This window comes from Methanolinea sp., from assembly GCA_016699325.1.
Taxonomy (GTDB): domain Archaea; phylum Halobacteriota; class Methanomicrobia; order Methanomicrobiales; family Methanospirillaceae; genus UBA9949.
The window spans coordinates 1792840-1817913 of record CP064971.1; the positions used below are offsets into that span (position 1 = coordinate 1792840).

Annotated in this window: 21 protein-coding genes and 1 pseudogene; 10 read left to right on the plus strand and 12 right to left on the minus strand. The window is 55.2% G+C overall.

Going from position 1 to position 25074, the window contains the following annotated elements:
• Positions 1-138: 138 nt before the first annotated feature.
• A pseudogene (locus tag IPI71_09390) lies at positions 139-1704 on the plus strand (IS1634 family transposase).
• On the opposite strand, the gene IPI71_09395 reads toward IPI71_09390, so the two are convergent.
• The 5 genes from IPI71_09395 to IPI71_09415 form a co-directional block, all read right to left on the minus strand.
• The gene (locus IPI71_09395) at positions 1701-2291 is read right to left on the minus strand and encodes a transposase (protein ID QQR70837.1); all 591 of its coding nucleotides are present in this window, start codon (positions 2289-2291) and stop codon (positions 1701-1703) included. The pseudogene IPI71_09390 and the gene IPI71_09395 sit on opposite strands and share 4 nt — an antisense overlap.
• Positions 2292-2423: 132 nt before the next feature.
• Positions 2424-2543: a transposase gene (locus IPI71_09400; GenBank protein QQR70838.1), complete on the minus strand. Its 120-nt coding sequence runs from the start codon at positions 2541-2543 to the stop codon at positions 2424-2426.
• A gap of 358 nt (positions 2544-2901) precedes the next feature.
• Positions 2902-3645: a transposase gene (locus tag IPI71_09405; protein QQR70839.1), complete on the minus strand. Its 744-nt coding sequence runs from the start codon at positions 3643-3645 to the stop codon at positions 2902-2904.
• 164 nt (positions 3646-3809) lie between these two features.
• Entirely contained in the window at positions 3810-4424 is a 615-nt protein-coding gene (locus IPI71_09410) for a helix-turn-helix domain-containing protein (GenBank protein QQR70840.1), read from the minus strand.
• A gap of 306 nt (positions 4425-4730) precedes the next feature.
• The gene (locus IPI71_09415; GenBank protein ID QQR70841.1) at positions 4731-4937 is read right to left on the minus strand and encodes an NFYB/HAP3 family transcription factor subunit; all 207 of its coding nucleotides are present in this window, start codon (positions 4935-4937) and stop codon (positions 4731-4733) included.
• Between the two features lie 645 nt (positions 4938-5582).
• Here IPI71_09415 and IPI71_09420 point away from each other — a divergent pair.
• On the plus strand, positions 5583-6794 hold the full coding sequence (locus IPI71_09420) for a hypothetical protein (protein QQR70842.1): 1212 nt from the start codon (positions 5583-5585) through the stop codon (positions 6792-6794).
• An 889-nt stretch (positions 6795-7683) separates the two neighbouring features.
• Here IPI71_09420 and IPI71_09425 read toward each other — a convergent pair.
• From IPI71_09425 to IPI71_09440, 4 genes are all read right to left on the minus strand, one after another.
• Positions 7684-9108 carry a PEGA domain-containing protein gene (locus IPI71_09425; GenBank protein ID QQR70843.1) on the minus strand — a complete coding sequence of 475 codons (1425 nt, stop codon included), beginning with the start codon at positions 9106-9108 and terminating at the stop codon, positions 7684-7686.
• 38 nt (positions 9109-9146) lie between these two features.
• Positions 9147-9599 (minus strand): hypothetical protein, encoded by a 453-nt coding sequence (locus IPI71_09430; protein ID QQR70844.1) that lies wholly within the window; start codon positions 9597-9599, stop codon positions 9147-9149.
• A 107-nt stretch (positions 9600-9706) separates the two neighbouring features.
• Positions 9707-11152 carry a PAS domain S-box protein gene (locus IPI71_09435; GenBank protein QQR70845.1) on the minus strand — a complete coding sequence of 482 codons (1446 nt, stop codon included), beginning with the start codon at positions 11150-11152 and terminating at the stop codon, positions 9707-9709.
• A 1081-nt stretch (positions 11153-12233) separates the two neighbouring features.
• Positions 12234-12416, minus strand: coding sequence for a hypothetical protein (locus IPI71_09440; protein ID QQR70846.1), 183 nt, complete (start codon positions 12414-12416; stop codon positions 12234-12236).
• 140 nt (positions 12417-12556) lie between these two features.
• Here IPI71_09440 and IPI71_09445 point away from each other — a divergent pair, with 140 nt between their 5' ends.
• The 3 genes from IPI71_09445 to IPI71_09455 all read left to right on the plus strand — a co-directional run bounded on the left by IPI71_09445 (position 12557) and on the right by IPI71_09455 (position 16774).
• Positions 12557-13003: a CGGC domain-containing protein gene (locus IPI71_09445; protein QQR72019.1), complete on the plus strand. Its 447-nt coding sequence runs from the start codon at positions 12557-12559 to the stop codon at positions 13001-13003.
• A 164-nt stretch (positions 13004-13167) separates the two neighbouring features.
• A complete protein-coding gene (locus IPI71_09450; protein ID QQR70847.1) occupies positions 13168-14145 on the plus strand; it encodes a transposase in 978 nt (325 codons plus the stop codon).
• Positions 14146-14251: 106 nt separating this feature from the next.
• Positions 14252-16774, plus strand: a complete 2523-nt coding sequence (locus IPI71_09455; protein ID QQR70848.1) for a glycosyltransferase — start codon at positions 14252-14254, stop codon at positions 16772-16774.
• 411 nt (positions 16775-17185) lie between these two features.
• Here the strand turns inward: IPI71_09455 and IPI71_09460 are convergent, their stop codons facing one another.
• On the minus strand, positions 17186-17392 hold the full coding sequence (locus tag IPI71_09460; GenBank protein QQR70849.1) for a hypothetical protein: 207 nt from the start codon (positions 17390-17392) through the stop codon (positions 17186-17188).
• Positions 17393-17728: 336 nt separating this feature from the next.
• Positions 17729-18235, minus strand: coding sequence for a hypothetical protein (locus tag IPI71_09465; protein QQR70850.1), 507 nt, complete (start codon positions 18233-18235; stop codon positions 17729-17731).
• 111 nt (positions 18236-18346) lie between these two features.
• Between IPI71_09465 and IPI71_09470 the strand changes: the two genes are divergently transcribed.
• The 4 genes from IPI71_09470 to IPI71_09485 all read left to right on the plus strand — a co-directional run bounded on the left by IPI71_09470 (position 18347) and on the right by IPI71_09485 (position 21272).
• Positions 18347-18787: a nucleoside deaminase gene (locus IPI71_09470; GenBank protein ID QQR70851.1), complete on the plus strand. Its 441-nt coding sequence runs from the start codon at positions 18347-18349 to the stop codon at positions 18785-18787.
• A 172-nt stretch (positions 18788-18959) separates the two neighbouring features.
• A complete protein-coding gene (locus tag IPI71_09475; protein QQR70852.1) occupies positions 18960-20336 on the plus strand; it encodes an MFS transporter in 1377 nt (458 codons plus the stop codon).
• 225 nt (positions 20337-20561) lie between these two features.
• Positions 20562-20744: a hypothetical protein gene (locus IPI71_09480; GenBank protein ID QQR70853.1), complete on the plus strand. Its 183-nt coding sequence runs from the start codon at positions 20562-20564 to the stop codon at positions 20742-20744.
• A gap of 165 nt (positions 20745-20909) precedes the next feature.
• On the plus strand, positions 20910-21272 hold the full coding sequence (locus tag IPI71_09485; protein ID QQR70854.1) for a hypothetical protein: 363 nt from the start codon (positions 20910-20912) through the stop codon (positions 21270-21272).
• 192 nt (positions 21273-21464) lie between these two features.
• Here the strand turns inward: IPI71_09485 and IPI71_09490 are convergent, their stop codons facing one another.
• Complete coding sequence (locus IPI71_09490; protein QQR70855.1) at positions 21465-22949, minus strand: hypothetical protein; 1485 nt, start codon at positions 22947-22949, stop codon at positions 21465-21467.
• A gap of 880 nt (positions 22950-23829) precedes the next feature.
• On the opposite strand from IPI71_09490, the gene IPI71_09495 reads away from it, so the two are divergent.
• The gene (locus IPI71_09495; GenBank protein QQR72020.1) at positions 23830-24675 is read left to right on the plus strand and encodes an MBL fold metallo-hydrolase; all 846 of its coding nucleotides are present in this window, start codon (positions 23830-23832) and stop codon (positions 24673-24675) included.
• Positions 24676-25074 lie beyond the last annotated feature (399 nt).

The following is a 25074-nucleotide window of genomic DNA, read 5'->3' on the forward strand; positions in this document are numbered from 1 at the left end:
GGATAAATACCGTCTACTTGTGATCCACCTGACCTCCCGAGTTTTAGGCACATGATTCCATCAAATATCGGTCCAATTCTATAATGCGACCCTCAACCGCAAGATCTAAATAATATAATGTGCTTACATTATAAGCATATGAAACCCATTCGCCGAATCAAGAAGATCAATGGGATAGAATACTGGTATGAGGATGTTCCCTACTACGATCCGGTGAAGAAACAAACCCGCCACACCTCACATTATTTAGGGAAAAATATCAATGGAGTTCCAGTAAAAGTAAGAACTGAAGGTATTCCAGGCCCAAGCATCTCTGCAATCCCAAAGGAAGCATTCACTCATGGAAATCTCCTCCCACTTCAGCAAATCATCCAGGACCTGCACATTGATGAATATCTCTCCACACTTGCCAGCAAGAGTGAGAAAGAGACCATTCTCGCCATAGCCATCAACCGGATCCTACATCCCGTCGCGATGCACCTTGTATCGACCTGGTGCATGAAGAGAGCTCGCTCTTCCTCACCAATCCGAACCTCCATCTGAGCAGCCAATCTATCAGCGAACTTCTTTCCACCATTGGCAACAGCGGTGTTCCCGAGGAATTCATGCATCTCCTCATTCGAAACCTCGGCACCGATGCAACACTCATCTATGACATCACCAGTCTCTCAAGTTATTCGTGGCTCATATCTCTCCTGGAATATGGGGCACAATCGTGATGGCTTGGACCTTCCACAAGTCAATTTCTCCCTTATTCTCGACACGCATCAGGCCATTCCCGTTATGTATGACATCTACCAGGGGAGCATTGTCGATGTCGTAACCTTAAAAAATACCATCAAGAAAATCGGAGCCATAGGGGTCAACAATTACACATTGGTGCTCGACCGTGGTTTTTTCAGCCAGGGGAACCTGGAAGAGCTGGTCCAGGAAGGATTCTCATTCGTAATACCTGCGTCCCTCACGCTCAAACAAGTCAAAGAGGTTCTCACCGAGGCTCAACGTGACCTTGAAAGCCCGCAATACCTGCAGAAATACCAGAAGAATCCGATCTTTGTCAAGCCTATCTCATTCGACGTGCACGGGAATGATATCAAAGCATTTTGCTATTATGACATGAAGCGGGAGCAGGATGAACGAAATCTCTTCTATGTTCGCCTCCATGACCTGAAACAGAAACTTGAGCGTCTCAAAATACCACGGTGGCGGAAGCCCGATGATATCTTTAAGGAGTGCGCAGGAAAGTTCTCGAATTATTTCTCCTGGCATGTGCAGGGTAACCAGTTTGTGGTCGAAATCCGGAATAATGCCGTGTCACAGAGGGTTAACAGAATGGGCAAACAGATCATTCTGTCCCATGGACCACTCGATTGGAAGGAGTGTCTCACCGTCTATCGGGAACGCGATTATATCGAGAAAACATTCCGAACTTTGAAACAGGATCTCCAGGTTCTCCCTCTGAATGTGAAAAAGGAGTCTACAATGAAGGGGTTTCTTTTTGTCACATTTATCAGCCTCATTTTGAGGATGAAACTGCTGAAACAGATGAAGGACGCTGGACTCCTGGAAGATTATACCCTCGATGGTCTTCTCCTCGAACTTTCCAAGATCAAGAAGATTCGATTGGTGACGGGAGAGACGATTATAACTGAAATTTCAAAGAAACAGAGAACTATCCTGGATGCACTCGGACTATGTGCTTAAACTACCCGGAAGTCAGGGATCCACTCTTCATTGATATCCATGAGGATAGATCCCGCAATTCTTAATAATGAAGAATCATTAGGAAATGCCCCAATGGACCGATATCTACGTTTTAGTTCTTTATTAACACGTTCGAGAAGATTGGTAGTGCGGATTCTTTTCCATTGATCAATAGGAAAACTACGATAATTCAACACATCATACTGGAATCGTTCTATAGTGTCCGCAGCGCGGGAAAATCCTCGAGATTCGAGTTCAAGGATACATTCCTGGAGTCTTCGAGGATCATTCAACGCATCCTTCAGAATCGCGACTACGAACTTGTGATATTTTCTCGGAATTTTCTTCAATACCGCCCTGATAAAATGCACCTGGCACATCTGCCAACTGCACCCATGGAACGAGCGTTGCGCGACATTCTGGATACCTTTATGGCCATCTGATATGAGAAGATCAACTCTCCTCAGTCCACGATCTTTCAGGTCAGAGAACAGGTCTTCCCAGGTAAGTTCATCCTCACAGTCTGCAATCCTGGCACCCAGGATCTCCCGGACCCCGTCATTCCTGATGCCAGCAATCACGAGCAAGGCCTTATTCACATACCTTATTCCGTCTCTGACCTTGAAATACTAAGCATCCACGAAAAGGTAGGGGATATGTGATTCAACGGGACGTGAAAGAAATCCTATGACCTTTTCATCAAGTTCTTTCGCAATACTCTATACATATGAGGCTGAGATTTTTTCCACACCGAGAGTAGAGATCACATTCTGGATCTTCCTTGTGGATACTCCCTGAAGATACGACTCAATTATCGCATTCTCCAATGCCTGCTCCACCCTTGAATATCGTTCAAATACCTGTGTAACCCCCTATCAGGATCACCATTCAGCCAAGGCCTGTAATTGCTTCTTTGAGCGAAATCCGCTTAAAATAATCATCCCGGATAAAAGTACATCAATACAAACGAATTTGACAATAGAGCTCCGTGAATATCTGTGCAATCTCTGAAGAGAGAGCGCATCTTTGACCGATTTAAAGAAATCTTCGATCAAAGAGCGAATACCGAGATAGTCAGTCCACTGATTCAGTTCACATTTTAGCCTGGCAAGAAGAGTCTCATATTCCCGCTTAATCTTATTCCCATCATGTCGGGAATACACAGAAAGCGGATAACACATTTTACTGAACGCTTTCTCAATTTTGAAGATTATTTCGTGGGAATATGAGCGGGACAATCTTATAGTTCAACACACCAAGTTGATAATTTTTTGAAGAAAAATAGCCTTTATCGAAAATAATCATGTCACCATTCCGAATGATTCTCCTTCTCCTCAATTCGTTCATAATCTCTACAAAGAGAGCAGAATCATGTGGTGAACCTGGATGGAGGAGCACACAAAGCGGTAACAATGTTGGGTATTCGATCACGAGTGTCAATTTGTAACCGAGATAATATCCCCGCGTATTGGAAAAGCCCCACCGGTAATCTTTCTTTAACAGGTCCTTTTTTCTGAACTTTCTCCTGAAAACATTGAGATCCAGGGTGATAGCAGATCCATCAACAATCATTTTCCTGTGGTTCCTCCTGGATGGGCGTGTGCACATGGAATTCAGGATATCAGAGATCAGCAAGACGAATTGATCGTCCTTCATTTTGCTGGTAAATTGATAGATGACAGCGGCAGAGGGAACCTGTGTCACATGCGCAAAACTTCGTAATGCGCTTCGTTTTGTGAGTTCTTCCAGAAGATAGGTGATATCTACCGAGAAATACATCGAAATGAAAAGGATACGGAATATTGTTCCTGCTTTCTCGACTGGCACAACGCCATGCCGTGCCATGGCCTGCTTGACCACACGGGACCTTGTCATGTTCATGATCTGTTCGAGGAGTAACCATTTTGGGTCTTCGGGATCTACTATGATGGGAGTGTTCATTTGTGTTCAAATATGAATGCTCCCTTGAGTATGATCAATTTTACGGTTTAATCTTGCTCATTTCTGTATTTTAGTCGATTATTAACTGTACTTTTTGTCGGGGAACGCATTTATCCTCTGATTCTGAATATTAATGCTAATTTAGTGCTGGATCCATCAGGATCTCAAAAGGGGGTTAGAAGGTTTAGTTCCCGTTTCCAGTTACCAACAAGACCTGCAGGAGGTACAATAAGAATCCGTTTGATTCGTCTTCTAGAAAGCATTTCACGGATGTACATGCCGGTCATAATGGTCTTTCCGGCACCAGCATCATCAGCAAGAAGATACCGTAGCCTCGATTGAGGAAGCATATGCTCATATACAGCAATTCGTTGGTGTGGAAGGGGATCGATGAAAGATGTTTCAGTTGCGAATGTTGGGTTAAACAAATGCCCGTAACTAAGGCGTTTAGCTTCAACAACTGCCGCTACTGTCTTATGAGAAACAGAAAAATCAATAAGCGGTTCGGTGTCGGTTTTTTTATTGGAATATGTAGGGAGAGGCTCATTAACACCCCCTTCAATTGCAGTAAAAGCCGATTCACCAAATCGTTCTGCCCGAAGAATTTGTTTCCAGGCAAGTTGAGAGGGTTTCGATTGAGAATTTTCCCAACGATTGATCGATGCAAATGATACCCCCATCAACTCGCCAAAACGTTGTTGACTTAAACCGAGCTTACCACGTAGTTGTTTAATTCGCAATGCATAATCTTCCGGCAATTCGCCAGCGGGTTTTGGCAAGTGATCACGTCATCCGAAATTATAACATTTGCTATAGTATTGCCATTAAGTGATTGCTGAAAATAAATTTTCCTCCTGCCTCCATTTGGTGAACCAGATCAATCCGAACTTCTCAAGACACTGGGTTCTTAAATATACGGAGAGGTCTTGGCCGAGCGTCACCAGGATACGATCAACTTCCGGGGCGGCACCCACGCGGCGGGGGGCGGACCCCCTCCTTCCAGCGCCAGGGAACAACACAACACGAAGGGACTCTTTTCACAAAGGATCAGAAGGAAAAACTGCACCGAAAAAAAAGAATGAGGATTACATCGATTTTGCCGCAAGTTCGATGTCCTCTTCCTTGATGGTCTTTCGTCCTGAGTGCATTGCATGCTTATTTGCTTCCTTCACAAGATATGCAATGTAGTCTTCGGTCTGTGCGACAAGCGCAACTGCGGCGTCACTTCCGACCCGCTCGGCTCCACTCTTCTTTGCAATCCTTATAACTGCTGCAATAGGTAAGTCTGCCACCTTTGTTACCTCAAAAAAATGAGGTTGAAATAATATTTAACGATTCTTGTGGAACTGGCTGAATATTACCTTGATAATGCCATAGCTGTTGAGAAATGCCAATAGAAAATAGTTGTGAACCAGACTTATTGCCGTTGAATTGTAAATAGCAATACGTCACCAACCACAGATACACTATATCACTAAATAGTGATAGAGTGATGGTGCAACCAGACGATCGGGCACGATCCGAGGCTTGCACTCATCCTTCGGGGCGATCCAGAACTTATGTGGAAGGAGAACCTTCCCAACTTCTTTTCCCGAGTACCCAAATGTACTTCCATTAAGACCCGTTTTTCGGATCGCAGCCCTGCCCATCTTCATCCAGGACGGGTGTGATCTGTTCATCGGAATACCTTCTTGCTCTCGTTCACTGAACAGATACTCCTGTTATTGGTGTTCACCGGCTACATCACCTGCACGTCCGCCCCCCTCCAGGCCGCCTCCACCGTCCATCCACCACTGGTTCACCGGGCGGACACGTGGCCAACGTGAGGGGGAAAAAGCGCTGCCGGCACACGGACCCTGCACCATGGCTCCTTAATCCAGGAATCCAGCCATCTTCATAATATTTATACCAGGAGGGTGTACGCTCCAGCAATCGAAATGAAGGCGCGTTGGCGATATATCCCCATTGTCCTCCTGGCACTCGCGGTGCTGGTCCTGCCATCGGCAGCACCTGCCGCCGGGGGCGGGGCCGGTCCCGGTCCCGGCTCGATACAGGACGAGGCCCGGTTCTGTTACGAGATCTGGAGCTCCTTCATGGACGACAGCCACTTCGATGGTGTGGATCCCGAAGAGGGAGGAGGAAGCAGAACGGTTCCCGCCACGGGCTTACCAGTAGCATACGACAGCGCGGTGACCACCGCTGCCAATACCCCGGTTGAAATCACGCTCAATGCAACCTATCCTGGCGGCGATGTGATCACGTATGGCATTGAGAGTGGTCCCCTGAACGGGACAGCAGGGGCAGTGATCGGCGACAGGGTTGTCTATACACCGGACGAAGGCTTTCATGGTGGTGACTCGTTCACGTTCAGGGCCACTAACGGGAAGCAGGAGTGCCTTGCCACCGTCACCATTACCGTTGAGCCTCCCTGTCCACCCCCCCATGCCTTTTCCGGTACGGTGACTATCGATGGGAAACCGGCTCCTGGAAACACCATGGTATCCGTTGCAGGAGAAGGGGTGCTCCCGGATATTTCCGGAAACCCGGTGGCAACGCAACCAGGCGGGTCCTACGGTTCCGCCAGCGGGACCGGCCACCCGCTCGTTGCAGAAGGACGGGTCGAGGACGGGACTTTCCTGGCATTCTTCGTGGAAGGGACCCCGGCAGAGGTCCGCGATGTCGCAGCCAACGGGTCGTGGCAGCCTGGTTATCCGTTCACTGCCGGCGCAGTGACAGACCTGGATCTCAGGGTCGTCACCCCTGTCCCGCCACCGCCCGATTCGGTGCACATCAATGCGATCAGCCTGACCATCTCGAGCACGGCATATGGGTTCTTCCAGTCGCTCAACCTCGAGAAGAACCCCTGGGTGGAAGTCACGGTCACCCCTGGCATCTACACCATCCGCATCTCTGCAACCGGCTACCATGACTTCCGCGATGTGCCGGTAATGGGACGGTATGCCACCCTGGCCATTTATGATGGCGACAGGCCGGTCTCACCGGTACTGGTTGTCCCGTTCGGCGCAAAGACCGTGACCTACGAGTACCTTGCAAACGAGACAAAAACGTTCGATGTTCGCATTTCCGTGGACGAATCTCCGGAAATCTCGGATGTGAAGCACATCACCATCTTTGCTGCTTCACCATGATTACGTGAACAGGCCCGGGAGATGTGCTGCCGTTTACCTCCGGGGCCCGGGCCATCCCTGGCAGGCGACAGGAGGAAGCATACCGGAAAGACGGTGAAGGACAGGCCGAACTGGAGAGCGACGGCATGCGGGATATTTTCCAGGAAACGATCCACACGATTACGCCTTTAGACCGACAGGCAGGGCATTTTCCAGGAAACGATCCACACGATTACGCCCTTAGACCGGCATGCAAGGCATTTTCCAGGTAACGATCCACACGATTACGCCCTTAGACTGGCATGCAAGGTATCTTCCAGGAAACGATCCACACGATTACGCCCTGAGACCAGCATGCGGGGTATTTTCCAGGCAACGATCCATACGATTACGCCCTAAAACCGGCATGCAAGGTATCTTCCAGGAAACGATCCACACGATTACGCCCTTAGACCGACAGGCAGGGCATTTTCCAGGAAACGATCCACACGATTACGCCTTTAGACCGATAGGCAGGGTATCTTCCAGGAAACGATCCACACGATTACGCCCTAAGACCAGCATGCGGGGTATTTTCCAGGAAACCATCCATACGATTCCGCCCTTAAACCGGCATGCAAGGCATTTTCCAGGAAACGATCCACACGATTACGCCCTTAGACCGGCATGCAGGAAGAAAATGGCAGGACCATTTTCGCGCGAACTGCCGGTGACCATCGCCGCCCGGCAAAAAAAGCATGAAACTGGCAGAGCCATCTTGGTATGAAGACCACTTCGCGGCCATAATTTTTCTGTGCCCCGGCGGCAGGGCAGTCACAGGAGGCCGGTATGAAAAACCGCATCGGCGGTTTCCACCACGGGGCATGTGGCCCGGCGGCGTCCTGTGCCTTTCGTGTGAAAGAAGGGAAACTTACCCCTTCCGCCTCACCGCCAGGAAGAGCACCCCGAGGGCGATGAGCACGGTCACCGGCATGAGGGGAGCCGGAGTGGGGGTGGCCGGTGCCTGGGTGAGGGTGGCGTTCAGCTGGTTGACCTGGCCGGCAACGACCATGGCTGTCGCGTTCCAGTCGGAGTACCCGGGGAGCCTCAGCAGCACGGTATAGGAACCCGGGTCCAGGCTGTCCAGGGTGACCGGGGTCAGGCCCCGGAAGATGTTGTCCAGGTACACTTCTGCCCCGCTCGGGGACGAAGTGACGGAGACCGACCCGGTGGTCGGGTTTGGCACCGCGGACAGGGTGACATCGACATTGTAGTCCCGGCCGGCAACAACAGTCGTTGTGGCCGTGTAGTCCCGGTACCCTGACTTTGAGATGAGGATGGTATGGATGCCCGGCTCCACCTGGGTGAAGGTAAGGGGGTGCGATGCACTGGTCTGGCCGATATACACCCCGTCACCGTAGACATCGGCGCCCGGTGGGTTCGAGGTGATGCTCACCGTCGCATACTTCGGCTGCTGGTCAGGGACGAGGGCCGGGTTGAGGAATGTCGTGACCCCGGCACCGATACTGACCGCCCCGGACCAGTCCTGGTACCCGGCCTTGCTCAGCCGGATGGCATGGGACCCAGGGACAAGGTTGCCGATAACCGTCGAGGTAACCCCCCGGTAGATCTGGTCAACGTATACCGCTGCGCCGCCGGGTTTCGAATCAACCTGGAGGACCCCGGTGGTCACCGCAGGGTTCAGGATGGCATTGATGTATGCGGTCTGGCCCCGGTTCACGTTCACGTTGGTGTAGAAGGTCTGGTACCCGGAGAGGTACACGGAGATTTCATGGGAGCCGGCCGGGATGTTCATGAAGGTATACGGCGTGGTTGCCGACCGGGACCGGTCCAGGCTCACCGTTGCCCCGGCCGGGGACGAGACAACCTGGATGTTCCCGGTCTGCGCACCCGGCGCCAGGATTGCAAAGATGTTGATGGTCTGCCCGTTCCGGGGGTTCCCCTGGTAGGACGATGTCCAGGTCTCGTAGCCGGGCAGGTAAATCTCGATGGTGTGGTCCGGGTTCCCGGTGGTGGATACAGGGACGGTCACCGGGGTCTCGCCGTAGAAGATATTGTCGAAGTAGGTGTCAGCGCCCGGAGGGTTGGACTGTATGGAAAAGTATCCGGTCTCCCCTCCCGGCACAGGCACAAAGTTTGCCGGGGAGTCCACCGCTTCGGCCTGGATGCTTACCGCACACTGCACGGGGACTGCCAGGGCAAGGGCGAGGAGCGCAACAAGAAGGATGTGAAATCGCATAAGGATCACGATCGTGGTTACAGGGTTGTAATAATTAAACTGCCGGTACGGCGGCGAGGTTTTTGCCCCGGGCAAACGCGGGGATGCCTGCTTCAACGTGAGGGGTGGAACCGGGTGGCGATCAAAAAAAGGTATCAGGTGGGGTTGATGTCCCTGAACGGGACCTGCACGTCGGTTACCGTGTACCTCGACCCGTCCACGTAGGATACGGTCACGATGACCCGGTCGGTCTTCGTGGTCCCGTTGAAGAGGAGCCGGGTTCCCTTTACCGGTTTATAGGCCGTTTTCTCCTCGATGACCCCGTCAGACCTGACCACCCTGGCCTCCATCAGGGTGGCATAGCCAAGGCCCGCCCCTCCCTCGAAAACGACCGATATCCACGGGTCGGTGGAAATGACATTTTTCTGGACCTGTATGCTCACCTCGTATTGTGCCGGCACGACGCTGGTCGGCTGCGGCTGGAGGGCTGAAACCGTGGCCGGAGCCTTACCGGGCCCGGTGGACGGCAGGGGAGACTCCGGCATCGTGCACCCGGCAATCAGCAGGACGGTGATGCCCAGGGCGGAGAGCACGAACAAGCCTTTCATGGTCATTACGTACCTGACGGGGTATAAATTAATTTTGAACCTGGAGGTTATACAAACAGCCCGCCCCTCCACCAGCGGTCCGCGGGACCAGGTGTATTTCCCGTTCCTCAATCAAAGGTGAAAAAGAACGTGGTCCCCTTGTCCGGGGCCGACTCGACCCGGATACTCCCCCCGTGCAGCTCGATGATGCGGTGGACGATGGCCAGTCCGACCCCGGTCCCCTCGTACCTCTCTTCATCATGCAGCCGCTGGAAAACGCCAAAGATCTTGTCGGCGTAGCGCATGTGAAACCCGATCCCGTTGTCCCGCACGAAGTAGACATCCCGGCCGTTCTCTGTCACCGAACCGATCTCCACCACGGGATGGTCACGGATCTGGGAGAACTTGACCGCGTTTGAGAGGAGGTTTATTATTACCTGCCTGAACAGGATCGGGTCTGCCTGGCAGGCCGGGAGACTGCCCACCCGGAATTCCACCCCCTGGTTGCCCGGTTCCTTCCTGAGATCCCGGATAACCTCCCAGGCAACCGGGGCCGGGTCAAGCATCACCTTGTGCAGGGACTGCTGGCCGAGCCTGGAGAATTGGAGGAGGTCATCGATAAGCTTCCCCATACCGTGGGCGTTCCGGCGCACCATCTCCAGGTAGCGCCGGTCCTTTTCAGGGATATCCGGGAGTTCCTGCAGCAGTATCGTGGAGTACCCGGATATTGCCCGGAGCGGAGCTCTCAGGTCGTGGGAGACAGAGTAGGTGAAGGACTCCAGGTTCCGGTTGGCATCGACCAGCTGCCTGGTCCGTTCGGCCACCCGCTGTTCGAGTTCGCTGTTGAGGGCCTGGATCTCCTGTTCTACCTGCTTGAGACGCGAGATGTCGTTTCCTACGGAGAGGATCTCTTTCAGGTTTCCCTGGGTGTCATATAATGGCCGGTTGGTCCATGCGATCCAGGCCCGGCTCCCGTCTTTCCGGGTATTCTCGTTCTCACTCGTTTCGTAGTTCCCGGGGTTCATGGAGAGGTCATGGATCTTGGCCGCCAGGTCCTTCCCGGTGCTGTCGAGGGCAGGGACGATCGTCCCGATGAGGTTCTTCCCGGTGATCTCAGCGGCGGTATACCCGAAGAACTTCTGGGCATAATCGTTGATGAAGGTGACCCTGCCCCCGGCATCGGTGCGAAGGATGATGCTGTTGGCACTCTGGACCAGGGTGCGGTAGTTCTCTTCGCTCGCCCGCAGCCTGGTGATGGTGTCTTTCAGCCTGGTGACCATGGAAGAGACGCTCTCTTCCAGGTTGATCATCTCTTCCCCGATGGGCGGAGTGAATGGGTGATCGAGATTGCCACCGGCAATGGCATTTACATCTTCGACCATCTTCCCGATTGGCCTGGTGAGCCTGCGTACGGTGATGACGGCCAGGGCTGCACAGCCCACCAGGGCGAGAAGGCCGAGGGTGAGAGAGGAGGAGACGCTGGAGGCCAGGGCTTCACGTACCGGCCGATCAGTGTAGGTGAGCTCGATGATGCGGGAGAGGTCTGACCCGTAGTTGTCATTGCCGATATCCACGAACAGGTAGCGGGTGGTGATCCCCGTGGACTGGTCTGCGATGGTACGGGATGTCCTGTTGGCAAGGACGCCGGCAAGCAGGGCTTTGAGGCGGGATCGGCCGTATCAACCGATGTATCGTTGATCCGCTCGCGGAGGGTTGTCTCAAAGACCCGGGCTTTCACCAGGTAATGGTTGCCCCGTACCACCTCGCTGATGAGTTCCTCGTCCAGGTAACTGAAACTGGTGACAGGGTTGGGCTCTACCGTGAGCCCGAGTTCCAGGATGTAGCGGTGGTCCGAGACCGGGTGGTAGGCATACTTCTTCATTTGCCCGGTGGTCTTGGCCGAGACGACCCGGTCCGGGTGCATGCCTTCCGAGGTCCGGATCCGGTCCAGGTAATCGGCAAAGTAAGGGGCATAATCGCGGAATCGCAGGCCCAGGTCCGGGTCGCATGTGGTGGCGACGATGGTGGCGTTGGCATCGATGACGTAGAGATCCATGTCCTCGCCAAGCACCTGCCTGACCGCTTCGAGGTCCATGTTCGCAGGTTCTCTCCCGGCCCGTTCATATTCTGCGAGGAATAGCGGGAACGATCCCTCCATGCGGGCATTCAGGCTGTCATCGTAGAACCGGAGGCCTTCTTCCTTGCACTGGAAGACGGTGACGAGGCTGTCTTCGGTCTGGAGCTCCAGCGTCTCCGCGTTCTCCCGGAGTACCTTTTCGGTTGCAAGGTAGCTTATCCCCATCAGGCCGGCCACGGCGATCAGCAGGATCGCAAAAATTGCGGCAATCAGGTAGTACGAGAACGGGTATTTCCGGAGTAACTTCAGTCTCATTCGCCCGTGATTACCCCATATTCCCTGTGGGAAGCGACCGGTTATGATACTTTTGCCGGTGTCCCTGAAGGCCCGGCCAGCCGGTCATCCCCAGTGAAGAGCCGGCAACCAGGGTCATGGCCCCGGCCCGGCCAGCCATCTCCAGGGGATGAGCCGGCAACCAGGGTCATGGCCCGGGCCCGGCCAGTCATCGCCAGGGGAAGAGCCGGCAACCGGGGTCATGGCCCCGGTAGTAACCATCCGGCACCCGGCCGCCGGCTCTGTTAATGGATGAATGACCAGGGTCCGGGGCCGGTTGCTGTTCCGCGGAAGAACCCCCGGGTGCCCGGGAGTGCCCCCGGGACGGCGGCCGGAAGGACAGAGCCCACGGACCCCCGGTCTCCCCGGGCCTGGCTCGCCCCGCCCTGGTAACAGGACTCGTGGATAGAGAAGTCCCCGGGACCCATGGAACATGACGGCGGTCCAGGCCCGCCCGCTCAGGAAGCAGCCGGGCCGGCCGCCAGTGGACGAGCAGGGGGTTGCCATTTCCGGTTACCATTTCTGCCTTGAGATACCAGATCGTTATACCACGAGGGAGAACGTTTCCATGGAAGAGAGCATAAAACTGGGAATCATCATCTGCGACCGGTACCGGACCTGCGCCGGTGGGAAATGCCTGCGGGCACTCCGCAACCGCGAGGGGGCCTTCGAGCGTTACCGGGGAAAGGACGTGGAACTGGTCGGGTTTGCCACCTGCAACGGCTGTCCCGGCGGAAACGTCGAGTACGTACCCCAGGAGATGAAGAAGAACGGGGCAGAGGTCGTGCACCTTGCCACCGGCATGGTGGTCGGCTACCCCCCCTGCCCCCGGATAGGGTACTTCTCCCGGTTCATCCGGGAAAAGTACGGCATGGAGGTGGTGGTCGGGACCCATCCTATCCCCCAGAACTACCATACCACCCACTCCCGCCTGGGTTCCTGGGAGGCAGCAGCATGGCACGATTTCATCGCCCCGACGCTCACCGATGAGAAGACCCGCCTGGCCTACGATTAAATATTCCCGGCAGGTTGGTGGAAGAAGAAAACCCCTATCAACTTCTTCTGCCTGGCTTCTCTAACTCTATTTTTTTATGTTAGGACTTACGCACCTGGCCTCGACCGAAAAAGCTAAGAAAACCCATCCTGGAATGGATAACCCGGAATGGAGATTGAAGGCACGTGAACCCTCAGAAATGCACGAGAAACGATTTTGTGAACTTTCTCATAGCAACCTTCCAGACCTGCTCCTGCACTGAGGCATCCCGGTGTCTCCCCTCCGCTTCTGATCCCATTGCCCATGACTCTGTCAAGCGCCTGTTAGAGAGACAGCCTCACCACACGGAAGCGTTGTATAACGAAGCAAAACAGTTGATACGGCAGAATGAAGGGGTTTTAGTCATCGATGACAGTACCCCTGACAAACCATATTCACGGCAAATCGAACCGGTAACCCGCCATTGGAGTGGAAAACATCATCGGGTTGTTCAGGGAATCAACCTTGTTTCGACAATATGGACTGACGGATCAGCGATCGTCCCTGTTGACTCCAGGATCTACCATCCAGAGAAAGATGGGAAAAATAAAAACGACCACTTCCGGGACATGATAAAGGCAGCCAACGATCGCCAGTTTCATCCCGAATGCGTTATCTTCGATTCCTGGTATGCGAGTATTGAGAACCTCAAATTGATCCGCTCAATGGAGTGGCACTGGTTTACCCGCCTTAAGTCTAATCGACTGGTGAATCCGGATGACACCTCTAACCGGCCGGTATCCGAAGTAGAGATTCCCCTTGAGGGAAGGTTGGTCCATTTGCGCCAATATGGATTCATCAAGATCTTCAAAGTGGTTCATGGTGCTTCCGATGTCGAATATTGGGCCACTGATATTCTGGATGCATCAGAATCTGATAGAAGAACATTCAAAGACTGTGGATGGAATATCGAAGAATATCATCGGGGTATTAAACAGTGCTGCGGTATTGAGCGGTGCCAGGGTCGAAAAGAAGAGATCCGAGGTGGTCATATTTTTCTTGCTTTACTCGCATTTCTCCGATTGGAATCCAATCGATTGAAAACGGGTACGAGCTGGTATGAATCAAAACGGTCAATTCAGCGATCTGCAACTATCCTCTTTGTCGCCCAGCCTGCTTTTTAAGGTACTCTCTTCTCTTAAGTCCTGATGTCAGGGATTACAACTTTTCCTGGTTTACTCAACCGCGTAAGTCCTAATTTTTATTGCATTATTGGTAAAAGAATAAGTAATGATTCCCTCTATCATCCACCAAACATGGAAGGACAGGGAAATCCCCCAGGAGTTACACTCATTCCAGGCCAGCTGGAAGAGATACCATCCTACCTGGGAATACCGGCTCTGGACCGATGTGGACTGCCGAAAACTGATAGCGGACCATTATTCCTGGTTTCTTCCTATCTATGATCTATATCCTCAACCGATTATGCGGACCGATACCGCTCGCTGTTTTATCCTCCACCATTTCGGCGGTATTTATGCCGACCTTGATTATGAATGTCTCAAACCTTTTGAAACGCTTCTTGCAGGCAAGGGTCTGGTTCTCGGTTGCGAACCACACTCGCATGTACAGCGCTCGCAGGCTCAAACCAGAGGATTTGAATTTATACTCTCCAACGCTGTCATGGCATCGGTTCCCGGTCACCGCTTCTGGGAGCATCTTTTCAAATTCTTTGTCGGTGCGCACATGGAACCGAATCCCCTTGATACAACGGGTCCATTTCTTCTTACGCGCGCTTATCTGGAGGCGCCCGATAAATCCGAGATCAACATTATATCCCCTGAAGATCTCTTTCCCTTCGACGAAAGCGAAGTATGGGAAGCCTGGACAAAGCGGACACCACTACCACCTCCGCCCGGAGAGGCGTATGGCATTCACTACTGGCAGGGAACCTGGTGGCGTAAAATAAAGATGAGGTGGTATGCGTCAAGGCCTCCGAAAACTATTGACATCGCCCAGACCAAGAAGAATGGAGCTGGTGAAATAATCGGGATTCGAACCCTGAAATCAAGTCTCATACAGCGTATCCTACCCCGGAACACTCCTTCCTCTCGATCCCCACCAAGAATTTCCTCGCCAATTATTCCCGGTATACTCCCTGAGGTGGTAAACGGGGTCTGGTACCAGGTCACCCATCAAAATGAAGTCGTGGCCAGTGCCCTGCTCGATGTGAAGCAGATGTTGCGCTTCCTAAACACTCTTGACCATCCCCCGCTCGTCACGGCATTGATGGTTACCAAAGGACGCACGGCACTAACACAGAGAGCCGTCCTCAACTTCCAGAAACAGACCTACCCTCATTGCGAACTGGTCATTGTCAATGATGATGAAGACGATCAATTGCGGACTTGGGTGCAGAGTCTGGCTGACACGAGAATTCACCTCTTGAATTTACCAACTGATCAGCGTAGCCTGGGCGCGTTGCGAAACATCGCTATGCAAGAAGCCCGGGGTGAGTACGTGGCACAATGGGACGATGACGACTTCTCTCACCCAATGCGTCTCGCCATTGAGACTGGACTTGTTCTTCTTCACAACGCTGACGCCTGTTTCCTGCAGCGATGGATGCTATGGGCACCCGAACAGCGTCGCCTCGCCATTTCACATCGGCGCTTATGGGAGGGTTCGTTTCTTGCCCGGAAAGTCACCATACCACCATACCCTGACATAGCCAAAGGTGAGGACACTCATGTTGCCGATGCAATCGCTCTTAATCAGCGCACTGTCCTGCTGGATTATCCGCAACTCTATACCTACGTTATCCATAGCCAAAACACCCATGAAACCTCCCATTTTGAACAATTTTTTGCGAAGGCCACAGCTATCTATGAAAGTGGTGCCTATGATATTGCCATCCGTCAGCTGCAGAATGACTTAAACATCGACCTGAGCCAATGGATCGAAGGGCAACCGGAGTGCCGCTATGATCATCCAATATCAGGAAGAAGGTCAAGACGTTCACCCGCCCTCGCTTCCTATCCCAGTATTCTTATTCTGACTCCTGTCAAAAACAGCGCTGCCGATATTCCGCGCTATATCCATAATTTACACACATTACAATACCCCCATGACAAACTTACCATCGGCTTTCTGGAGGGAGACAGCACCGATGACACCTATGAGATTTTATCTGCAGCGTTACCGCAACTGGCGGTTGATTTTCACGCTGCGTATCTTTTCAAAGAGGATATGAATTATAAGAGCGCATTACCCCGTTGGGCCCGTTGGGTCCCAAGCGAGCAAAGGCGACGGCGCGCTGCAATTGCTAAAAGCCGCAATTCATTATTGATGCGTTCGCTTGATAACCAGGACTGGGTGCTCTGGATCGATGTTGATGTGGAATCCTATCCGGCAGACGTGCTGGAACATATGCTGGCAACTGGAAAGGACATCATTGTTCCACATTGCATACTCCCCGATGGACGCACTTTTGATTTGAATACCTTCAAGTTAAAGCCTGGTGCAGCCTCCTGGGATTGGTCACCTTACCTTATCGATGGCATCCTGCAGCCACCTATAGGATGGGGCCGTAATTATCTGAGTGACTTTCCTGATGAAGATCTGGTTGAGCTTGACAGTGTGGGAGGAACAATGCTCCTCGTGCGAGCCGAAGTGCATCGCCACGGAGCACTCTTCCCTGTTGCACCATACAACAATCTCCTCGAAACCGAAGGTTTCGCCAGCATGGCCCGGGACATGGGCTATTCCTGCTGGGGTTTGCCATGGCTTACGATCCAGCATCCCAGAAAATAGGGAACAATCTCTCAATGGGGCTGCCCGGCATAAACCTCCAGGAGTGGTTTGTCATTCAGGGAGGGTGCAATCTACCTTCTATTGCACACGATGATCGGGATTAGTGTTAAAAAGATGATAAGAGAATTTCTATCACCTAAACTGGTTTGTTAATCATCCGATCGATTTGTTACTTCAGTGATTTCTTCCCCTTGTGATAACATTGCCACTCCATCTTCTTCCTGTGCTGGATCCTTATTTCTTTGGACTTTGGAGAGAGGTCTATTTCAGGAGGCTTGCTGAACGGTGATCTCCAGAGAAGCTCGCTTTATTAGAGACATTTAATGCCGGGAGAGAAATGAGATGGATTCAAAGAGAATGACGGACTGTTCCATGGTTGTCTCCATGAGACCGGTCCATATCGCGTGGCAATCAGGCCAGCGCAGGGACGGTGTCGGCCCATGCCTCCACCAGCCCCACGATGACATCGTCAGCGTAGGAGGAGATCCGCACCTGGTCGCGGGCGAAGGTGACGAAGTTAACAAAACTATCATGGGGAAGGTTTATTAAGACTGGCTTTTTTATGGTGAAAGCCTGCTTCGCCCAGGGTCGGCCAAAGTTCCCTTTAAAATCCGGCATTAACATTCTGTTCCTCCAGGAGTTCTCAAGATGGTGAAAAGACCGGTTTGCAGGACTCAATCTTTTTTACCGGTAACGATCCGGGAGCCCATCAAATCGTCACCGGTTTTAACGGTATTCATCCATCCCGGGTCTTCACACCCCACACTGCATGCAACCTGAGATCCTGTCATGCAAGTTTTTTTTTCTCTCAGACCTTCCCCTTCATACCGGCACCCCTCAGGGGACCTTCAAGCAACTTTCCCGTGTTACGGCCGCTGAACCCTGTTAAACCCGGGGTATACAGGTCCAATTCATCCCTTCCCGTGCCGGGACGTCCCCAGGAAACCCTGGCCGTCACAGGAGGACGGTGGGCTTCGACGGAAGCACCTCGTCTTTCACGGTAAAGACCGAACCATCCAGGTAGGTGACCGTCACCATGACCCGGTCGGTGCCAACGGTGCCATTCAGGAGGATCCGGGTCCCCCTGGCGGGGTTAACGGCCGATTTCTGCTCGATCGTTTCATCGGAACGGATGACGACCGCCTCTATCTGCGACGGGAGGACCCGCCCGCCGCTCCCTTCGTAATGCACGGAGATCCAGGGGTCAGTGGCTATCGGGTTTTTCTGGACCTGGATGCTGATCGCATAGAGCGGGGGGATGGTGCTGAGGGGAGGCGGGGTCCGGTACGTGGTGACCGTCGGCACGATGGTCACGGTCACCGGAGGTGGCGGCGCTTCCGGCACGGCCGTTGGGACCGGTGTAACGGTGGGCAGGGCAAGCCCGTGATCAAGGGTGTCCACGCACCCGGCAAGGATGCACACCGCGATGCAGAGTCCGGACAGGAAGAGAATGACTTTCATACGTTCACCGTATCGCCCAAAGGATTTTAACCTTCAGATCAAACCCGGGAGGTCTACAAGGAGAATCGATCAGAATGTTTGAAAAAAGATCCCCTCCATCTCTCTGGTACCATGGATGCGTTCATGCAGGCTGCAATCGATGAAGCCAGGAAGGGCCTGGCCGAGGGGGGCATACCCATCGGCGCAGTGCTGGTCATTGGAGGAAAAATCGTGGGGTGTGGGCATAACCGGCGGGTGCAGGAGGAAAGCCCGACCCTCCATGCCGAGATAGACTGCCTGGAGAACGCTGGGAGGCTCACCGCAAAAGAGTACCGGCAGGCGGTCCTGTACTCGACGCTCTCGCCCTGCGACATGTGCAGCGGGGCAATCCTCCTCTATAAAATCCCGAAGGTGGTTATCGGTGAGCACCGGACCTTCCGGGGACCCGAGGAGTACCTCCGCTCAAGGGGTGTGGAGCTCGTGGTGCTGGACGAAGAGGAATGCATCCGGATGATGGAGGAGTTCATTTCTGCCAGTCCCGCGCTGTGGGAGGAGGACATCGGCGAGGAATAATAGGGGAGGCCCTGTCCTTCCCGCCCGCATAACCCGCCCTGGCGGACCGGCCCGGGACCTGGCCGTCCTTCCTGCCGGTCCCATGAAACGGACCGCTGAACCGGGGCTCTCCCCCGGTGGCAGTCCCCGGGACACATAGGCTCATCGTTCTTCGCAGTACACCTCTCATTTCGTGACCTCCCGGGCTGAAAAGAGGAACCTGATCGTGGTGGCATCGGTTGCCTCGTTCCTTGTCCCCTACACGGTATCCTCGATCGCCGTCGCCCTCCCGGCCATCGGGGAGGATCTCGGTCTTGATGCGGTAAGCATGGGCTGGGTCACCTCGGCCTACCTGCTCACCGCTGCGATCTGCATCCTCCCCTTCGGAAAACTCGCCGATATACACGGCCGAAAGCGCCTCTTTCTCCTGGGAAACATCCTGTTTACAGCCGGCTCCCTCTTCGCCGCCCTGGCATGGTCCGGCCCTGTCCTCATCGCTGCCCGGGTTGTCCAGGGGCTCGGGGGCTCCCTGGTCTTTGCGACCTCGATTGCCATCGTGACCGCGGTGTTTTCACCCGGTGAACGGGGCCGGGCGATCGGGATTATCACGGCCACGATCTATGCCGGTCTCTCCATCGGCCCGTTTCTCGGTGGCATCCTCACCCAGCATCTCGGCTGGCCGAGCATCTTCCTGGTGAATGTGCCGATCGGCATCCTGGTCACGCTCGCCACGGCGGCCCGCATCCCGGGCGAGTGGGCGGATGAGGGGAGCCGCGGGTTTGACGCTCGTGGTGCGTTGCTGTACGGCTTTGCGCTGATCGGCGTCCTGTACGGGCTCACGCTCCTGCCGGCCACCGGAGCGTTCCTCTGGCTGGCGGCAGGTTTCCTCTTCCTTTACTGGTTCGTCCGGTGGGAACGGCTGCACCCGGCCCCGATGCTCGACCTGGGGCTCTTCCGGAACAACACGGTATTCCTCTTTTCAAACATCGCCTCCCTGATCAACTACGCAGTGGTCTTTGCCGTCAGCTTCCTGATGAGCCTCTACCTCCAGTTCAACCGGGGCTTTGATCCCCAGACTGCCGGGATAGTCCTGGTGTCCATGCCGGTTGTACAGATGGTGGTCTCCCCTCTCTCCGGCCATTTCTCGGACAGCATCGAGCCCCGTGTCCTGGCCACGGCCGGGATGGCCTGCACCACGGCAGGGCTTGGCATGATGGCGCTCGTCTCAGGGACAACCCCGCTGTCCTTCATCCTGGCCGGGCTGGTGGTCCTCGGCCTGGGCTACGGTCTCTTCGCGCCGCCGAATACCAACGCCATCATGAGCTCCGTGGAGGTCCGCGACCTTGGTGTTGCATCGGCCATGGTGTCCACCATGCGGGCCATCGGACAGATGGTGAGCATGGCTATCGCCATGATGGTCTTCTCGATCATCCTCGGTTCAAAGACCATATCACCCCTGGTCTACCCGGAGCTGCAGCAGGCCATCACCCTGGCCTTCTCGCTCTTCTTCCTGATCGGACTTGTCGGAATCTGGTGCTCCTATGCCCGGGGAAGGGCACGATCGACATAGCAGCTTCCCGGCGCTCCTGCCAGGCCCCGTTCCGACGGAAACCATCGCCCTGGATATCACGGTCGTCCTCCCCTGCCCGGAGGTTTACCGTACGGGTTCCATGCCGGTAAATCCCCTGTTTCTGGGGTCCCATGAACGGCAGAGCTCCTGGCAGTCGAGCCGGTGTTCGGGGCTAGTCCCCCTTGAAGCACTGCAACGCCCTGGTATGGCTTTCCCCGGCGGGGAGTGGTATATCCCTCCTTCTCTGAAGCGCCGCACCACGGGCTCTCCGGTACAACCCCGGCCTGGCCGGGCGGCAGTGGAAAAGGGGTAATATCCGGTCTCCACGAGGGGGACCGCAGGGCCTTTGACAGGGGCAGGCCGGCCGGTGCCGGGAACTGGGTTTCCACCGGTACCTGGCGGGGGTAAAAAACAGTGGCAGAAGAAAGAGGTGAGAGGCGGGTAGGTAATGGGATGACAAAAAAGGATTTAAGATAGTTACGAGATATGAATCTTGATCAGTTACCCTCATCCAGTCCTGTAACCAGGTATCTGGTGGGTTTTTGAAAAGAAGAATGATCGGAGATGATTCAAATGAAATACACAGGTATCCTGGCAATCCTTACCGTCCTTCTGGTCGGTTTGAGCAGTGTTGCAGTTCTGGCCGATCCGGCAATAACCGATGATTACCAACTCATCCCTACCGGGTCTGCCCTCACCGATTTCAAGCTCATTCCCACCGGGTCTGCAGGTTTGTATGACTACAAACTCATTCCCTCCGGATCTAAGGAATTTTTCGACTCCAAGCTCATTCCCACGGGGTCAGCAAGCTTGTATGATTACAAGCTCATTCCCTCCGGATCGAAGGAATTTTTCGACTCCAAGCTCATTCCCACCGGGTCTGCAAGCTTGTATGATTACAAGCTTCATTCCCTCCGGATCGAAGGAATTGTATAATTACAAGCTCATTCCCTCCGGATCTAAGGAATTTTATGACTCCAAGCTTATCCCGCTAGGACCTGGTTCCTGAACTTCCTGCAATTACAACCACAAAAAAACCACATAAAACCCCTTTTCTTTGGCCGGAATCACTCCTCCAGCAACCGTAATGGAACTCCGGTGACCCGGCAGCCCGGAGAGAGGATAGTTTCATGACACCTTCCCCAGGAAGAAACCTCTCCGGTTCCGTGCCCGGCAGGGGACCTTGATCGTTTCTTTCATCTCTCCCGGTACATGGAGCGGTCCGGCCACATCATCCCTCACGCCACAGGTCGCGTGCCATCGTTTCCAGCGATGCCGCCACTTTCCTGCGGAACATGCTGCGGTCGACTGCCGAGGCGACATGCCGGTCAACGAGCATGATCCGGTCCGCCTGGGCAACCAGCGTTCAAGGGCACAGGCGGCAACAACAAGGGCCGTCTCCCCCATCTTCCCGCGGTCACGGCACAGGATCTCGGACAGGGGAGTAACCTCGCCGGTCTGCAGGGAGCTTCGTACCAGGAGGTTTGGTGCCGCGTGATCCTCGTCGATGAGCAGGAGCGGGGCACCCCGTGCGATGGCTCTCTGCACCTGGTAGGCCATGTACATCGAACCGCTGGCCATCCCGGACGCGGCATGGATGGTTCCGCCGATGCCGGGAGGGAGGGCGGAGAAGAACATGCTGACGTCAGCCCCCGTCAGCTGGCAGTTCAGCGCTTCCGCCGAGCACAGGCCGTGAACGGTGACCACCAGTTCCCTCCCGTCACCGGCGGCATGATCGTCCATGCCGGCAACGATCCCCTCGAGGAAGGTGGTCTTGCCCTGGGCGTTCGAACCGGCAACCGCGAACACCTCGCGCTTCCGGACCCCAAGGCCGGTGACCGTGCGGTTGCTGGCCGGGAGTTCGATCTCGCAGGGCTCGAGCCCGGGGGGACAGGTGAACGGGATATTGACCTGTTCCTCCGGCCCGGCCGTCCGGAAGAAACAACGGAACCTCGTGCAGCGGCGGGCGAGCCGTGAACCGTCCCCGACAAAGGAGACCAGGCCGCGGGAAGGGAGCGATTCCCTGAGCAGCTGCTGGTCGAGGGTTGCCAGAAAGGCCGCTTCCAGGTCAGGTGAGGGTACCGAGAAGACCTCTGCGCTGACCGCCTCAAAAAAGCAGGAGAGCGTTTCTGCCACCGTGGATATCTCCCCGGGGGTAAAGTCCGGCGGGCAGGGGACTGCCCCGCCGAGGAGGAGGTGGATTCCTGCCGGGTCAGCAAAGTTGCGTAGCCCGGCATGCCAGAGGCCGGATGCCAGCGCCGCCGGTGATGCCACGATGGTATAGGGTTCGGTGAACGCCGCAAACTGGTGCGGAAACCGGGTGCCCTTGCCGACCAGCGGTTCCAGCCCGGCATCCGACCCTGCCTTTCGCTTGACCTGCTCGATGATGAGGGCGACAGCCCCGGCAGCGCCCTGCACGCCGAGGGGGATCTCCGAGAGGAGCGGGCGGCGGAAGAGAACAGGGAGGGCAAAGATGAGGGCGGTGCCGTCAAATGACCGGACCATGTAGGCGGTGACTCCTTCGATGGCATGGGCTTTGTCGATGGCCCACCGCTTGTCCCCGGGAAGTGCGAGCACGTTATCAAGGCAGGCGTCCAGCCCGGTCCTGGCCATAGTACGAGAGTTATGGCCCGGAAGCGTAAAAAAACGAGGGGAAGACCGTACCACCGTGTCACGGAGGTTCTTCCCGGGAAAGCCAGGATGGTTATTGTGTGAACTGCCCATGCTAACCCCGGTACCCGTCACCTTTGGCGGCTTTAGGGATCCCGGAGCCAATCCCGGGAAAGCCAGGATGGTTATTGTGTGAACTGCCCATGCTACCCCCCGGTACCCGCAACCATCGGCGGCTTTGTGGAGACCGGAGCCAATCACGGGAAAGCCAGGATGGTTATTGTGTGAACTGCCCATGCTACCCCCCGGAACCCGTCACCTTTGGCGACTTTGGGGATCCCGGAGCCAATCCCGGGAAAGCCAGGATGGTTATTGTGTGAACTGGCCATGCTACCTCCCCGGAACCCGTCACCTTTGGCGGCTTTAGGGATCCCGGAGCCAATCACGGGAAAGCCAGGATGGTTATTGTGTGAACTGCCCATGCTAACCCCCCGGTACCCGTCACCTTCGGTGGCTTTGTGGAGACCGGAGCCAATCACGGGAAAGCCAGGATGGTTATTGTGGAGACCGGCCCATGCTACCCCCCGGTACCCGTCACCATCGGTGGCTTTAGGGATCCCGGAGCCCATCCCGGTCCGGGAACAAAAACCCGGTCCTCACACCTGGAGGATCCTTGCCGGTACCCGGGACCGGGGGATATCGCTGTCCGGAGTGATGCGTCGGAATCCACCAGGTTCCCCCGGCACAGGAATGGTGTAAGCACCAGGGTGGAGAGTACCAGCCCCCACCGGCACAACCGCGGCTTTCCTGCCCGGGAATACACGCGGGCCGGAAACCCAACCCTTATCCCCTCCGGAAGACACCCTCCAGCATGGCATCCCGACTGCAGCTGAACGTTCTCGTTGACAATAACACCCTGATCAACCGTTACTTCATGGCAGAACCTGCACTCTCGTTCCTGGTCCAGACATCCGGTAAAAAGATCCTGTTCGATGCCGGGTATTCCGGCCTTTTCCTGGCCAATGCCGGAAAGATGGGGCTTGATCTCCGGGACCTCGACACCGTGGTGCTATCCCATGGCGACCTCGATCACTCGTGGGGGCTGGTCCCGCTCGTCCAGTTCCTCACGGAAGCACGGATAGAAGGCATCCCCCACAGGGTCCCGGAACTGGTGGCCCACCCGCTCTGTTTCTGCCCGCGGGAAGCTCTCCCCCTGCTTGATATCGGTTCGATTTTCAATGAAAGCGAGGTCCGTCGCCAGTTCCCGGTGAACCTCTCGGGAAGACCGGTCTGGCTCACCGAGGACCTGGTCTTCCTGGGGGAGATCCCGCGGAGGTTCCCGTTCGAGGAGGCCGATCCTGGAAAAAGGAAGATCCGGCTCCCCGATGGCCGGGTCGAGCCTGACCGGGTTGTCGATGATTCGGCCCTCGCCTTTCGCTCCGGTGCAGGCCTGGTCATCATCACCGGCTGCTCGCATTCCGGCATCTGCAACATCACCGAGTACGCCCGCGAGGTCTGCGCCGAGCCCCGGGTCGCCGCCATCATCGGGGGCCTTCACCTTCTCACCCCGTCACCCTCCCGGCTCGCCGGGACCGGGGAATACCTCCGGTCGCTTTCCCTGCAGGCCCTCTATGCCTGCCATTGCACCTCGCTTGCAGCAAAGATCGCCCTTGCGGCGTACTGCCCGGTAAAGGAAGTGGGCGTGGGCCTGGCTCTCACCTGGTCATAAGGCCCCTGCCCGGGAAAGGGGGTCCCGGGCGCCTGCAGGTCGTTTCTCCCATTCCCCCCCGATCTTTTGCCATGAATACGGGCGGACCTGCAGTTCCCTCCCCCACCGGCACCCCGATACGTGGCAAAACGGCATGGATTGCGGGAAAGGGACCCGGGCAGGATCCCCTCTCCCGGGGTGCAAGGATGGCCGGCGGATCTCGTGTCCTTTCCATGAGGCCGTCCGCGGAAAAAAAGGGGTGATGATGGTCCCGGCACAGGGAGCCTTCATCACCGATTCCTGGGTGCTGGCAGTCCCGCGGAAGAGTGCCTCTCTCGCATCGATGCATGTGCCGGAAAGCTCACCACAGTTATATTTTTGTTGAACCGGGAGGTTCTGTCAATGCCGGGGATACCGGGT